14 protein-coding genes are annotated in these 14,450 nt (G+C 67.1%); 5 read left to right on the forward strand and 9 right to left on the reverse strand.

The window, feature by feature from the left end:
- Positions 1-2 precede the first annotated feature (2 nt).
- Both GNX71_RS01815 and GNX71_RS01820 read right to left on the reverse strand, forming a co-directional pair.
- Positions 3-863 (reverse strand): ABC transporter permease, encoded by an 861-nt coding sequence (locus GNX71_RS01815; protein ID WP_206176743.1) that lies wholly within the window; start codon positions 861-863, stop codon positions 3-5.
- Positions 860-1,930: an ABC transporter ATP-binding protein gene (locus GNX71_RS01820; RefSeq protein WP_206176744.1), complete on the reverse strand. Its 1,071-nt coding sequence runs from the start codon at positions 1,928-1,930 to the stop codon at positions 860-862. The genes GNX71_RS01815 and GNX71_RS01820 overlap by 4 nt, the downstream gene beginning before the upstream one ends.
- Before the next feature lie 205 nt (positions 1,931-2,135).
- On the opposite strand from GNX71_RS01820, the gene GNX71_RS01825 reads away from it, so the two are divergent.
- Positions 2,136-3,014, forward strand: a complete 879-nt coding sequence (locus tag GNX71_RS01825; RefSeq protein ID WP_206176745.1) for an IclR family transcriptional regulator — start codon at positions 2,136-2,138, stop codon at positions 3,012-3,014.
- On the opposite strand, the gene GNX71_RS01830 is transcribed toward GNX71_RS01825, so the two are convergent.
- Entirely contained in the window at positions 3,015-3,515 is a 501-nt protein-coding gene (locus GNX71_RS01830; RefSeq protein WP_206176746.1) for a hypothetical protein, read from the reverse strand.
- Positions 3,516-3,730: 215 nt separating this feature from the next.
- On the opposite strand from GNX71_RS01830, the gene GNX71_RS01835 reads away from it, so the two are divergent.
- The 4 genes from GNX71_RS01835 (at position 3,731) to GNX71_RS01850 (ending at position 9,311) form a co-directional block, all read left to right on the forward strand.
- The gene (locus GNX71_RS01835; protein WP_206176747.1) at positions 3,731-5,269 is read left to right on the forward strand and encodes an aldehyde dehydrogenase family protein; all 1,539 of its coding nucleotides are present in this window, start codon (positions 3,731-3,733) and stop codon (positions 5,267-5,269) included.
- 97 nt (positions 5,270-5,366) lie between these two features.
- On the forward strand, positions 5,367-6,272 hold the full coding sequence (locus tag GNX71_RS01840; protein WP_206176748.1) for an amino acid ABC transporter substrate-binding protein: 906 nt from the start codon (positions 5,367-5,369) through the stop codon (positions 6,270-6,272).
- A complete protein-coding gene (locus GNX71_RS01845) occupies positions 6,269-7,486 on the forward strand; it encodes a pyridoxal phosphate-dependent aminotransferase (protein WP_206176749.1) in 1,218 nt (405 codons plus the stop codon). The genes GNX71_RS01840 and GNX71_RS01845 overlap by 4 nt, the downstream gene beginning before the upstream one ends.
- A gap of 151 nt (positions 7,487-7,637) precedes the next feature.
- Positions 7,638-9,311: a thiamine pyrophosphate-binding protein gene (locus tag GNX71_RS01850; RefSeq protein ID WP_206176750.1), complete on the forward strand. Its 1,674-nt coding sequence runs from the start codon at positions 7,638-7,640 to the stop codon at positions 9,309-9,311.
- A gap of 3 nt (positions 9,312-9,314) precedes the next feature.
- Here the strand turns inward: GNX71_RS01850 and GNX71_RS01855 are convergent, their stop codons facing one another.
- The 6 genes from GNX71_RS01855 to GNX71_RS01880 form a co-directional block, all read right to left on the reverse strand.
- Positions 9,315-9,617, reverse strand: a complete 303-nt coding sequence (locus GNX71_RS01855) for a hypothetical protein (RefSeq protein ID WP_206176751.1) — start codon at positions 9,615-9,617, stop codon at positions 9,315-9,317.
- Positions 9,618-9,635: 18 nt separating this feature from the next.
- Positions 9,636-10,871: an ammonium transporter gene (locus GNX71_RS01860; protein ID WP_277401882.1), complete on the reverse strand. Its 1,236-nt coding sequence runs from the start codon at positions 10,869-10,871 to the stop codon at positions 9,636-9,638.
- Positions 10,872-11,352: 481 nt separating this feature from the next.
- A complete protein-coding gene (locus tag GNX71_RS01865; protein ID WP_206176752.1) occupies positions 11,353-12,864 on the reverse strand; it encodes a tripartite tricarboxylate transporter permease in 1,512 nt (503 codons plus the stop codon).
- Between the two features lie 12 nt (positions 12,865-12,876).
- Positions 12,877-13,365, reverse strand: coding sequence for a tripartite tricarboxylate transporter TctB family protein (locus tag GNX71_RS01870; protein WP_206176753.1), 489 nt, complete (start codon positions 13,363-13,365; stop codon positions 12,877-12,879).
- Between the two features lie 239 nt (positions 13,366-13,604).
- On the reverse strand, positions 13,605-14,027 hold the full coding sequence (locus tag GNX71_RS01875; protein WP_206176754.1) for an RNA-binding protein: 423 nt from the start codon (positions 14,025-14,027) through the stop codon (positions 13,605-13,607).
- A 182-nt stretch (positions 14,028-14,209) separates the two neighbouring features.
- Complete coding sequence (locus GNX71_RS01880) at positions 14,210-14,446, reverse strand: DUF3820 family protein (protein ID WP_013538811.1); 237 nt, start codon at positions 14,444-14,446, stop codon at positions 14,210-14,212.
- Between the last annotated feature and the right edge of the window lie 4 nt (positions 14,447-14,450).

Genomic DNA, 14,450 nt, shown 5'->3' on the forward strand with positions numbered 1-14,450 from the left:
CTTCAGCCCAGCGCTTTCTTGTAGCGGCCTTCTACGAGGCGGTTGTAGCTCAGCATCACGATGAGGTTCGCGGCGAGCAGCGTGAGCGCGATGGCGGCGCCCAGCGGCCAGTTGAGTTCGCTCAGGTACTCGTCGTAGACCACCGTCGCAACCATCTTCAAACGGCGCCCGCCGAGCAGCCCCGGAATCGCGAATGAACTCGCGGCGAGGCCGAACACGATCAGGCTGCCCGAAAGGATGCCAGGCATCACCTGGGGCAGCACGATGCGCCGCAGCGTGGTGAAGGGCGAGGCCTTGAGCGAGAGCGCCGCGTTCTCGACACCGGGGTCCAGCTTCTGCAGCGAGGTCCACACCGGGATCACCATGAACGGCAGCATCACGTGGACCAGCGCGATGATCACCGCGATCTCGGTGTAGAGCATCTTCACCGGGCCGATGCCCACGAGGCCCAGCAGCGAATTCACCGCGCCCTCGGGCCCGAGCAGCATGCTCCAGCCGAAGGCGCGCACCACCACCGACACCAGCAGCGGCGCGAGCACCACCAGCAACAGGATCGAGCGCCACGGGTTGCGCATGCGGCTGAGCACATAGGCCTCGGGCGCGCCGATGACCACGCAGATCAAGGTGACCAGCGCCGAGATCCAGAAGGTGCGCCAGAAGATGCCGTGGTAGTACGAGTCGGTGAACACAAGCGCGTAGTGCGCGAGCGTGAACTCGCCCGCCTTCGGCCCGGTGGCCGGGTCGTACACATTGAACGACAGCACCGCGGTGAGCAGCAGCGGCACCAGCAGCAGCGCGGTGAAGAGCAGCAGCGCGGGGCCCGAGAGCCACCAGGGCGCGGCCTTGTTCCTGATGCCGCTCATGCCGCGACCGCCTCCTCGGCCGGCAGCAGGCGCGTGCAGTGCGCAGGCCAGTCGATGCCGACGGCGTTGCCCTCGTCGAGCGCATCGCGGCCGTCGTTGGGGCTCAGCACCATCAAATCGCCGGCGGGCGTGGCGATGCGGTAGAGCCACTGGCTGCCGAGGAAGAAGCGCTCCTGCACCGTGCCGTCGAGCCGCCCGCGGCCGGCCACGACCAGCTGGAGCTTTTCGGGCCGCACGCTCATGAGCACCGCGGCGCCGGCCTTGAAGCCGTCTTCGTCGACCTGCACCGCGAGCGGGCCGACCTCGACGCTGCAACTGCCGGTGCTGCAGGTCGTCACGCGCCCGTTCAGCAGGTTGGCCTTGCCCACGAAGGTGGAGATGAAGCGCGTGCTCGGATGCTCATACACGCGGTGCGGGTGGTCGATCTGCGTGGCGCAGCCGCCTTCCATCACCACCACGCGGTCGCTGATCGACATGGCCTCGCTCTGGTCGTGCGTGACCATCACCGTGGTGGTGCCGACCTTGCGCTGGATCTGGCGCAGCTCGAACTGCATCTCCTCGCGCAGCTTGGCGTCGAGGTTGGAGAGCGGTTCGTCGAGCAGCAGCACCGGCGGCTCGATCACCAGTGCGCGGGCCAGCGCCACGCGCTGCCGCTGGCCGCCGGAGAGTTCGCGCGGGTAGCGCGTGGCGTGCGCCTCCAGGTGCACCAGCGCCAATGCCTGCTTCACGCGTTCGGCGCGCTCGGCCTTGGGCATCTTGCGCATCTCGAGGCCAAAGCTCACGTTGTCGGCCACCGTCATGTGCGGAAAGAGCGCATAGCTCTGGAACACGATGCCCAGGCCCCGCGTGTTGGCCTTGGCGTTCGTGATGTCCTTGCCCGCGAGTTCGATGCGGCCGCTGGAGACCGCCTCGAAGCCCGCAATCATCTGCAGCGTCGTGGTCTTGCCGCAGCCCGAGGGGCCGAGCAGCGAGACGAACTCGCCCTTCTCGACGCTGAGGTTCATCGCCGACACCGCGCGGGTGCTGCCGTAGAACTTGGTCACGTCGGTAAGCCGTAGGAATGACATGGAGGCGCCTTTCGTGGGAGCAGAAAGATGGCGTGCGACACCTTGGTGCATGCCATGGACTGCTGGGTACTTTCGATTCACTCTATTGCAACGATTGCGCCAGAATGCCTCGGGTATTCCATTAATCAGAATCTTTCTCTGATTTATTCCATTCATTGGAATATGAGTCATAAAATCGAATCAGAGAATTCCACAGGAGCAAGGTATGGAAACCACATCGGAGGCGTCTTCGCAGTCGTCCGCTGCCAGCGGCGGCGTGCCGCGCGTCTTTTCGGTGATCCGCGCGCTCGGCGCGGTGCAGGCCGAAGGCGGCCGCGTGACCCAGATCGCACGTTCCGTGGGCCTCACGCAAGCCACCACGCACCGTTTGCTGCAGGCGCTCATGGCCGAAGGCATGGTCGAGCAGGACGAGCGCACCAAGCTCTATCGCTTGAGCATCGATTTCTTCGCACTCGCGGCCAACGCCGGCAACCCCGGCGACCTGCGCGCCATCTGCCGGCCCGTGCTGCTGCGCCTGTGCGCGAGCCTGGGCGACAGCATCTTCCTGCTGGTGCGCAGCGGCTTCGACGCGGTGTGCCTGGACCGCAGCGAAGGGCCGTTTCCGATCCGCTCGTTCACCGGCGACATCGGCGGGCGCATCGCGCTGGGCGTGGGGCAGGGGGCGCTCGCGATCCTGGCCTTCCTGCCGGAGGCGGAGCGGGAAGAAGTGATCCGCTTCAACCTCTCTCGCGTGCGCGAGTACGGCGTGTACGACGAGGTGTATTTGCGCACCGAGATCGAGCGCGTGCGGCAGGCCGGCTACGCGGGGCGCAACACCGGGCTGCTCGAAGGCATGGCGGGCGTGGCGGTGCCGATCCTCGATCGCGAAGGGCGCGCGGTGGCGGCGCTGAGCGTGGGCACGATTGCCGACCGGCTCAATGCGGACCGCATGCCGACGGTGGTGGAACTGCTCAAGCGCGAGGCCGCGGCCATCGGGCCGAAGATCAACCCGTTCGATGCGACGCTCAGAAGGCCGGCGCAGAGCCTGGCAGGGTCGCCGGCGGGGCAGAAGATCTCGCTGCCCGAACCGCCCAGCCCGGCCTGATCACTTCAGCTTGCGGTCTTCGCTCTTGGCTTCTTCCATCGCCTCGGGCTCCAGCTCCTCGGCGTAGCGGTTCAGGCGGATGAAGATTCCCCAGCCCGCCATCAGCAAGCCGACCGCGCCCAGCATGGCGGCGGCGTGCAGCATCAGCTCGGGTGTTTCGCGCGCCTTGAAGGTCGCGACCAGCCCTTCGACCGCGACGGCCACCACGATGACGACCATGAAGCGCGAGAGGAACCGGCGCACGCGGGTCGGTGCGCCGATGTGCGCATCGCGCACCACTTCTTCCTCGAGCACCGTCTGCGAGATCTGCAGCGCCACCACGCCGGCAGCCAGCAGGCCCACCGCTTCGATGATGGCCTCGGCCGCCGGGAGGTCCAGGCCGTTCATGACCGCGCCCCAGCCCGCGCGCGCCGCGATCACGACCAGCACGAGCGAGGCCATCGCGAAGGCGAGCGCCATCAGTGCATGGATCGCGGCATAGAGGGAGTGGATGAGCTTCATGGCGCGTCCGGGGCGGGGAGTGAAGGTGCGGAATCTTCAGCGCCCACCGCCGCGTCGTGCGTAGGCGCGCAGCCCGACGCGCGGGGAGCGGACGCCGAGTTCATTCCGCAAACGCATCAAGTCCTTCCAATTTTTCACTATGCAACGGCGCGGGATTCGCAGATATTGGCCCGTTCCCGCCGTTGCATTTCTTCCTCCTCCACCCCGGAGCGTCCATGTCAGAAGCCCAGACCCCCACCTCCCTCCCCACCGAAGTCGAACAACTGCTGCAGCGCCTGGGCGTGCCCCGCACCGCCTACACCGGCGGCGAGCTGACGGTGCGCTCGCCGGTCTCCGGCGAGGTGATCGCGCAGGTGCCGCAGACCACGGCGGTGGAAGCCACCGGTACCATCGGCCGCGCGCACGAGGCCTTCAAGGCCTGGCGCAATGTGCCGGCGCCGCGCCGCGGCGAACTGGTGCGGCTGCTCGGCGAAGAGCTGCGCGCCGCCAAGCGCGACCTGGGCCGCCTCGTCACGCTCGAGGCCGGCAAGATCCCGTCCGAAGGCGCGGGCGAGGTGCAGGAAATGATCGACATCTGCGACTTCGCGGTCGGCCTCTCGCGCCAGCTCTACGGCCTCACGCTGGCCACCGAGCGCGCCGAGCACCGGATGATGGAAACCTGGCATCCGCTGGGCGTGTGCGGGGTGATCTCGGCCTTCAACTTCCCCGTGGCCGTGTGGTCGTGGAATGCGGCGCTCGCGCTAGTGTGCGGCGACTCGGTGGTGTGGAAACCATCGGAAAAAACGCCGCTGACCGCGCTCGCCGTGCATGCCATCGCCGAACGCGCCATCGCCCGCTTCGGCGATGCGCCCGAAGGCCTGCTCGGTTTGCTGCTGGGCCAGCGCGACATCGGCGAGGTGCTGGTGGACGATCGCCGCGTGCCGATCCTCTCGGCCACCGGCTCCACGGCGATGGGCCGGCAGGTCGGGCCGAAGCTGGCTGCGCGCTTTGCCCGCGCCATTCTTGAACTGGGCGGCAACAACGCCGCCATCGTCACACCCTCGGCCGACCTCGACCTCACGCTGCGCGGCATCGCGTTCGCGGCCATGGGCACGGCCGGCCAGCGCTGCACGACGCTGCGGCGCCTCTTCGTGCACGACAGCGTGTACGACCAGCTCGTGCCCAAGCTCGCGAAGGTCTACGGCAACGTGCAGGTGGGCGACCCTCGTGAGGCCGGCACGCTGGTCGGTCCGCTGATCGACCGCGCGGCCTTCGACGGCATGCAGAAGGCCCTGAACGAAAGCCGCGAAATCGGCGCGAAGGTGCATGGCGGCCAGCGCGTCGACGGCATCGGCACGCAGGACGCCTACTACGTGCGCCCCGCGCTGGTGGAACTGAAGTCGCACGACGGCCCGGTGCTGCGCGAGACCTTCGCACCCATCCTCTACGTGGTGCGCTACAGCTCGCTCGACGAGGCCATCGAATGGCACAACGCGGTGGGCGCGGGCCTGTCGTCGTCGATCTTCACGCTCAACGTGCGCGAGGCCGAGCGCTTCATGTCGAGCGCGGGCTCCGACTGCGGCATCGCCAATGTCAACATCGGCCCGAGCGGTGCCGAGATCGGCGGCGCCTTCGGCGGCGAGAAGGAAACCGGCGGCGGCCGTGAAGCGGGCTCCGACAGCTGGAAGGCGTACATGCGCCGCGCCACGAACACCATCAACTACTCGACGGCGTTGCCCTTGGCCCAGGGCGTGACCTTCGATATCGGCGACTGATCGACCCCGGACCGTTGTTCCTGCCGCGCAGCGTTTCGCTGCAGCGGCAAGGCGACGGCCGCGCGCATCCAAGAAAAACTACCAGGAGACAGAGAAGATGACAAAGCAACTGAAGACCCTCGCCACCGCCGCGCTGCTCGCGCTCGCATTCGGCAGCGCCACCGCGCAGCAGGCCCCCACCGGCGGCACGCTCGACAAGATCAAGGCAAGCGGCAAGGTCGTGCTCGGCGTGCGCGAAGCCTCGCCGCCGATGGCCTACATGCTGGGCGCGGGCGACAAATACGTGGGCTACCACGTCGAACTCTGCGAGCGCGTGCTGAAGGACATCACGCCCAACGCCAAGCTCGAATACATGGCCGTGACCGCGCAGAACACCATCCCGCTGGTGCAGAACGGCACGCTGGACATCGGCTGCGGCCCCACCACCAACAACACCGCGCGCCAGCAGCAGGTGGCGTTCGCGCTCACCACGTACGTGAGCGAAGTGCGCATGGCGACCCGGGTCGACTCGGGCATCACCACGCTGGACCAGCTCGCGGGCCGCAACGTGTCGGCATCGACCGGCACCACCGCCGTGCAGCTGCTGCGCAAGCGCGAGCGCGCGCAGAACGTCTCGTACAACACGATGCTGGGCAAGGACCACCTGGAGAGCTTCCTGCTCATGGAATCGGGCCGCGCCGATGCCTTCGTGCTCGACGACAACCTGCTCGCCGGGATCATCGCGAACTCGAAGAACCCGGCGGCCTACCGCATCACCGGCGAGGCGCTGGGCTCCGAGCCGATCGCGCTGCTGTTCCGCAAGGACGACCCGGCCTTCAAGACCGCGGTGGACGAGTCGCTGCGCAAGCTCATGAAGAGCGGCGAGCTCGAGAAGATCTACACCAAGTGGTTCGTGGCCGCGATTCCGCCGAAGAACACCAGCCTCAACCTGCCGATGAGCCCCGCGCTCAAGCAGTTGATGCTCGAACCCAACGACAAGCCATTGGAAGCCTACGCCAAGTGACAGACGCAGCCGTGTTCTCGCCGGCGCAACGTGTGCGCGCCATCCACGTCTCGGAGATCCTGCGCATCACCGACCATGCGCAGGCGCTCAAGCGCGCCGGCCGGCCGGTGATCGTGCTGGGTGCGGGCGAGCCCGACTTCGACACGCCCGAGAACATCCGGCATGCGGCCTCGCAGGCCATTGCGCGCGGCGACACGCGCTACACGGTGCTCGACGGCAGCCCGGCGATGAAGGCGGCCGTGCAGCTGAAGTTCAAGCGCGACAACGCGCTGGACTTCGCGCTCGACGAGATCAGCGTGAGCGCGGGCGCCAAGCAGGTGATCTTCAACGCGCTGATGGCGAGCCTGAACCCGGGCGATGAAGTGATCCTGCCCGCGCCGTATTGGACTTCGTACGCCGACATCGTGCAGATCTGCGGCGGCGTGCCGGTGCACCTGGCGGGCAGCGAGGCGAACGGTTTCCGCATCGGCGCGGCGCAACTGCAGGCGGCCATCACGCCGCGCACGCGCTGGCTGTTTCTCAACTCGCCGTCGAACCCGAGCGGCGCAGCCTACAGCGCCGCGCAGCTCAAGCCGATCACCGACGTGCTGCTCGATCACCCGGCCGTCTGGGTGCTGGCGGACGACATCTACGAACACATCCTCTACGACGGCCTCGCGTTCGCAACGCCGGTGGCCGTGGAGCCGCAGCTGCGCGATCGCACGCTCACGGTGAACGGCGTGTCCAAGGCCTATGCGATGACCGGCTGGCGCGTGGGCTACGGGGCGGGGCCGCGTGCACTGATCGCCGCGATGGCGGTGGTGCAGAGCCAGTCGACCTCGTGCCCGTCGTCGGTGAGCCAGGCTGCGGCGATCGAGGCGCTCACCGGACCGCAGGGCATCGTGGCCGAGCGCTGTGCATCGTTTCAACAGCGCCGCGACTTCGTCGTGGCCGCGCTCAACCGCACCCAAGGCCTGCGTTGCCGCGTGCCCGAGGGCGCCTTCTACACATTCGCGAGCTGCGCCGGCGTGCTCGGCAAGCGCACCGCCGGCGGCGCGCTGCTGCAGACCGACAGCGACTTCTGCCGCTACCTGCTGCAGGACTTCGACGTGGCGGTGGTGCCGGGCAGCGTGTTCGGGCTCGCGCCGTATTTCCGCATCTCGTATGCGACGTCGATGGCGCAGCTGGAAGAGGCGTGCGCGCGCATTGAAGCGGCATGCGCGGCGCTCTCATGAATTTCTTCCTCCCCTCCCGGGGGAGGGCAGGGGTGGGGGCGCGCGGCGCATCTATCGCCGTCGGCGCATCCACCACCGCTTGCCCCCATCCCAGCCTTCCCCCGGAAGGGGAAGGAGCGAAGACCAAGACCTTCATTGCATTGGACACAGCATGACTTCCTCCCGCACCGGCGGCCAGATCCTGGTCGACCAGCTCATCACCCACGGCGTCAAGCAGCTCTTCTGCGTGCCCGGCGAAAGCTTCCTGGCCGTGCTCGACGCGCTGCACGATGCATCGATCGACGTGACGGTGTGCCGGCAGGAAGGCGGCGCCACGATGATGGCCGAGGCGCAGGGCAAGCTCACCGGCAAGCCGGGCATCTGCTTCGTCACACGTGGCCCCGGCGCCACCAACGCGGCGGCGGGCGTGCACATCGCGCACCAGGACTCGACGCCGCTGCTGCTGTTCGTCGGCCAGGTCGCACGCGATGCGATGGGCCGCGAGGCCTTCCAGGAGCTGGACTACGGCGCGGTCTTCGGCACGATGGCCAAGTGGGTGGTGCAGATCGACGACCCGGCGCGCGTGCCCGAGCTGGTGTCGCGCGCTTTCCATGTCGCGACTTCCGGCCGGCCCGGCCCCGTGGTGATCGCGCTGCCCGAAGACATGCTGACCGAAGCCGCCGTGGTGGCCGATGCGCTGCCCTATGCAGTGACCGAAACCCATCCCGGCGCGGCGCAACTGGCCGAACTGCAGCAGCGCCTGTCGCAGGCGCAGCGGCCGGTCGTCATCCTGGGCGGCAGCCGCTGGTCCGAGGCCGCGACGCAGCAGTTCGCGAAGTTCGCCGAGGCTCATGCGCTGCCCGTGTACTGCTCTTTCCGCCGCCAGATGCTGATGTCCGCCGAGCACTCCTGCTATGCGGGCGACCTGGGGCTCGGCGCGAATCCGCGCATGCTGGCGCGCATCCGCGATGCGGACCTCGTGCTGCTGGTCGGCGGCCGCTTGTCGGAGGTGCCGTCGCAGGGCTATGAGCTGTTCGCGATTCCGCAGCCGAAGCAGGCGCTGGTGCATGTGCACGCCGACGCCGACGAGCTCGGCAAGCTCTATCGCCCGGCGCAGGGCATCCACGCCACGCCACAGGCGTTCGCGGAAGCCGTCGCCACGCTGCACCCGGCCTCACCTCCTGTTTGGCAAGCCGAGACCAAGACCGCGCGCGAAGAGTTCCTGCGCTGGAGCGATCCGGCCCCGATCCGCATTCCCGGCCCGCTGCAGATGGGCGAGGTCATGCAGCACCTGCGCGAGGTGCTGCCGGCCGACACCATCTTCTGCAACGGCGCGGGCAACTTCGCGACCTGGGTGCACCGCTTCTGGCCGTTCCGTGCGTTCGCGAGCCAGCTCGCGCCGACCAGCGGCTCGATGGGTTACGGCCTGCCGGCGGGCGTCGGTGCGAAGCGCCTGTGGCCCGAGCGGGAGGTGGTCGTGTTCGCAGGCGACGGCGATTTCATGATGCACGGTCAGGAATTCGCCACCGCCGTGCAGTACGGCCTGCCCATCCTCGTGGTGCTGCTGGACAACGGCATGTACGGCACGATCCGCATGCACCAGGAAAAGCACTACCCCGGCCGCATCAGTGCCACCCAGTTGAAGAACCCCGACTTCCGCGGCTACGCCGAGGTGTTCGGCGGGCACGGCGAGCGGGTGACGACAACCGAAGAGTTCGGCCCCGCGCTGGCGCGTGCGCGTGCCAGTGGCAAGCCGGCGATCCTGCATTGCCTGCTGGACCCCGAGGCGATCACGCCGGCCAGCACGCTGCAGTCGATCCGCAAGGCGGCGTTGGCGGCGAACTGAGCGTCAGCGCAACCCGCCGACGTAGCGGGGCGGCGGCGTAGGCGGCGTCCCGTCGGGTTGCCGCGCCGCCAGCCGCGCGGCGCGCGCCAGCGGCTCCATCGCCTGCTCGAGCCGGGTGGCCAGCTGGTCGAGCTCCTCGTCCTTCGTTTCCGCCGCGTGTGCGCGCGTCATGCGCACGATCTCGGCGGCGTACTCGGCATTGGTGGCCATCCATTCGGTGTCGGTCACGCGCCCGTGCTTTCGCCGCAGCGCCACGTGAAGGCGGGCGGCGAGGGCGATGCGTTCGCTTTCGGACATGGATGGCATGGTGTCTCCCTCGGGTGGTCAGGCTCCCAGGTGTTCACGATGCTGAGCAAGATCGAGGCCCAGCTGTTCGCTTTCGGGATCGACGCGCAGTCCGACCAGCACATGCACCAGGAACAGCACGATCGCCGTTCCCGCCGCGCTGTAGATCGCCACGCTGCCGACGGCGATGGCCTGTGTCAGCACATTGCCGGCCGAGCCCGAGATGCGTGCGTCGGCGAACACGCCCGTGAGCAGCGCGCCCACGATGCCGCCGATGCCGTGCACGCCGAACACATCGAGCGAATCGTCCGCGCCGAGCATGTGCTTGAGGCCCGTCGCGCCCCAATAGCAGGCCAGGCCCGCGATGGTGCCGATGGCCAGCGCCGAGAGCGGCGTGACGAAACCCGCCGCGGGCGTGATCGCCACCAGCCCGGCCACGAGGCCCGAGCAGAGCCCCAGCAGCGAAGGGCTGCGCCGCACGATCCACTCGCCGATCATCCAGCTCATCGCACCGGCCGCCGCGGCGATGTGCGTGACCAGCATCGCCAGCCCCGCGCGCCCGTCGGCCGCGACCGCGGAGCCCGCATTGAAGCCGAACCAGCCGACCCACAGGAGGCCGGCGCCCATCATCGTCATCGCCAGGCTGTAGGGCTCGAAGGCCTCGCGCCCGTAGCCCTTGCGCGGGCCGAGCGCATAGGCGCACACCAGCCCCGCGATGCCCGCATTGACGTGCACCACCGAGCCGCCCGCGAAGTCGAGCGCGCCCATCTGCGCGAGCCAGCCGCCCGGCTCCCACACCCAGTGCGCGATGGGCGCATAGACCAGCACGCTCCACAGCAGCGCGAACCACAGAATCGCCGAGAAGCGCATGCGCTCGACGAAGGCGCCCAGCACCAGCGCGGTGGTGATGATCGCGAAGGTGAGCTGGAACATCGCGTAGACCGACTCGGGCACGTTGGGCGCGACATGGCTCACCGCGATCTGCCCGGCCTCCTTCAGGTATTCGAAGCCCGAGAACCAGAAGCGCTCGGTGCCCCCGAGCCACGGCCAGCCGGCGGTGAAGGCCAACGAATAGCCCAGCGTGAACCAGGTGAGCGACACCGCCGCGGCAATCGCCACGACGGCCGCCATGGTGGCCAGCACGTTCTTGCGCCGCACCATGCCGGCATAGAAGAGCGCGATGCCGGGCAGCGTCATCAGCAGCACCAGCGCGGTCGACGTCATCATCCAGGCGGTGTCGGCCGCGTTGATGGAGGCTTGCGGGACCAAGGCCATGGCAGTGCGCTTCTTCGAGTTGTCGGGTGTGGTGCCACGTGCACGAGTCGTGCCACATCGTTAACCACCAGAAACACTTTCGTTTGCGAATCGGCCATTCGCAGTAAGGCAAAGCGGGTAATTCCCAATGCACTGGTGCGGTGCAGCACATAAAGTCTGCGCACTCGCGAACGGGCCCTGCTCGTGCTGCCGAGGGTCCGAGGAGACAACTTCCCCTTCAAAAAGAAAAATCCTTCAAGGCTCCGTACGAGATGCCACTTCGAACTTGAAAGGCGCCGCTGGTCGGCGCCTTTTTTATGCCCGCTCGCCGGGTGACGAAGGTCGATTTCTACCTGGCTGAATCCGGGGATCACGTACGCCCAGTGGATGATTGGCGCTACTTATTTGGTAGCAACCTGACACTGGAAGCCGGCACCCAATAAAAAAAGCCCCCGCACTTTCGTGCAGGGGCTTTCTCGTTCCAGGGAACGTGGGCGGTCGCCTATTCCTCGACGAAGGCTTCCTCGCGTTTTGCCTTGATGGACGGCAGCAGCACGATGCACAACAACAGTGCTGCGGCCACCAGCAGCCCGGCCGACAGCGGCCGCGTGACGAACACGCTCCAGGCGCCGCGCGACAGCAGCAGGGCGCGCCGCAGGTTCTCTTCCATCATCGGCCCGAGGATGAAGCCCAGCAGCAGCGGGGCCGGCTCGGTGCGCAGCTTCAGGAACAGGTAGCCGATGAAGCCGAAGATCGCGACCATCCACACGTCGAAGGTGTTGTTGTTGGTCGAATACACGCCGATCGCGCAGAACAGCACGATGGCGGGGAACAGGAACTTGTAGGGCACCGTCAAGAGCTTGATCCACATGCCGATCAGCGGCAGGTTCAGGATGATCAGCATCGCGTTGCCGATCCACATCGAGGCGATCAGGCCCCAGAACAGCTCGGGGTTGCTGGTCATCACCTGCGGGCCGGGCTGGATGTTGTGGATCGTCATCGCGCCCACCATCAGCGCCATCACGGCGTTGGGCGGAATGCCCAGCGTCAGCAGCGGAATGAAGGACGTCTGCGCGCCGGCGTTGTTGGCCGACTCGGGCGATGCCACGCCGCGGATGTTGCCCTTGCCGAAGGGCACTTCGCCGGGGCGCATCTTGATCTTCTTCTCCAGCGCATAGGCCGCGAAAGCCGCCAGCAGCGCACCGCCGCCGGGCAGGATGCCCAAGGCAGAGCCCAGCGCCGTGCCGCGCAGTACCGCGGGCGTCATGCGCTTGAAGTCGTCCTTGGTGGGCCACAGGCCCTTGACCTTGTGCGTGAAGACTTCGCGCTCGTCGTCGGGCTGCGAGAGGTTGCCGATGATTTCGCCGTAGCCGAACACGCCCATGGCGATCACCACGAAGCCGATGCCGTCGGTGAGCTCGGGAATGTCGAAGCTGAAGCGGGCGACGCCCGAATTGACGTCGGTGCCCACGATGCCGAGCAGGAGGCCCAGCACGATCATCGCCACCGCCTTCAGGAGCGAGCCCGAAGCCAGCACCACGGCGCCGATCAGGCCCAGCGTCATCAGCGAGAAGTACTCGGCCGGGCCGAACTTGAAGGCCAGCTCGGTCAGCGGCGGCGCGAAGGCCGCCAGGATCAGCGTGCCGACGCAACCGGCAAAGAACGAGCCCAGGCCCGCCGCCGCGAGCGCGGGGCCCGCACGGCCCTGCCTGGCCATCTGGTAGCCGTCGATGCAGGTGACCACCGAGGACGACTCCCCGGGCAGGTTCACCAGGATGGCGGTGGTCGAGCCGCCGTACTGCGCGCCGTAGTAGATGCCGGCCAGCATGATCAGCGCCGACACGGGCGGCAGCGCGTACGTGGCGGGCAGCAGCATCGCGATGGTCGCGACCGGGCCGATGCCCGGGAGCACGCCGATCAGCGTGCCCAGGATGCAGCCCAGGAGGCAATACAGCAGGTTGGTGAAGGTGAAGGCAACGCCGAAACCGATGGAAAGGTTGTGGATCAGGTCCATGGGGTTCGCTCCTCAGCCCGAAATGAAAGTGGGCCAGACCTGGATCTGGAGCTTGAGCGCCCAGATGAAGGCCACGTAGCTGCCGGCCGCCAGGATGGTGGAGAGCACGAGCACGTCGCGCAGCTTGAACTGCTCGCCGGCCATGCTGGAGATGATCGTGAGCGCGTAGATCGCGATGATCATTCCCATCGCCGGCAGGCCGATGCTGGGCAGGCCGCCCAGCAAGATGCCGAATGCGAGGTTGGCGCCGAGCACGAAAGCCAGCGGTTTCCAGGCCCATTTGCCGATCTTGTCGCCATCGGTGGTCTCCACCACCATGGCCTGGAACATGATGACCACCCCGAGGATGGCCAGCAGGATGCCCAGCATGAGTGGGAAGTATCCGGGGCCCATGCGGGCGCCGTTCCCGACGGTGTAGGTGGTGGCGCCTATCGCGAAGGCACCCCCCACGGTGGTGAACATGACTCCTGAAAAGAAGTCCGCCTGACTCTTGATCTTCATTGCCTCGACCCTCTGTTTTGGAGGAGTGAGGGTCGTCGTCCGCGGCTGACCGTTGGCTGACCGCTTCGGTAAGGACAAATGCTTAGGCCAGGATTAGGGTTCTCCCCGGAGCGGCGCCTGAGGCCTGGCGAAGCCGGTTCCTCGGCGTTCCCGGAAAGGGGGCCCGGAAACGAAAAAAGCTCCCGAAGGAGCTTTTCATTCATTCAGAGAGCCGGGGCTCCCTGAGTGTGGATGAGGGCTTAGTAGCCGCCGCGACCACCGCCGCCGCCGCCGTAACCGCCGCCGCCACCGCCGCTACGGCCACCGCCGCCGCCGCCGTAACCACCGCCGCCGCCGCCACCACCGTAGCCGCCACCGCCACCACCAGCGCCGCCGCCGTAGCCGCCACCACCGCCGGTGCGGGGAGGACGAGCTTCCATCGGACGGGCTTCGTTCACCGTCAGGGCGCGGCCCTGGAGCGAATGGCCGTTCATGGCTTCAATGGCTGCGAGTGCTTCAGCATCCGAACCCATTTCGACAAAGCCGAAGCCCTTCGAACGGCCGGTGTCGCGTTCCATCATGACCTTGGCGCTGACGATCGAGCCGAACTCGCCGAAAGCTTGTTCCAGATCGTTGTCACGCACGGAGTAGGCGAGGTTGCCTACGTAGAGTTTCTTGCCCATGGAGGGACTCCTAATTCAAACCAACAAAACAAAGCGATGGAGTCCCAGAATCACAACAAACAAGTGCGCTGTGGCGCGAAACTGACCGATCACCGAATTACGTGCACGGGAGACAACAAAGCTCACAGACACGTGGGGCGAATTATCCCGGTCCTTTGCAAAAAAGCGTGGGAAATCGTGTGTTATTGAGAAACATCCCGGCGCGACGGGCGGTTTCGCAACGGTTTGAGCAGGTCTGACAGGCCGTTGTGGTCTATTTCATGCATCAAATGGAGCAGCCGGCCGATTTCTCCTGAGGGAAAACCCTCGCGTGCGAACCAGGTCAGGTAATTTCCGGGCAGATCGGCGATCAGCGTGCCCTTGTGCTTGCCAAAAGGCATTTCGAGAGTGACGAGGCGCTGCAGGTCTTCGGGGTTCATGGGT

This window comes from Variovorax sp. RKNM96, from assembly GCF_017161115.1.
GTDB lineage: Bacteria > Pseudomonadota > Gammaproteobacteria > Burkholderiales > Burkholderiaceae_C > Variovorax.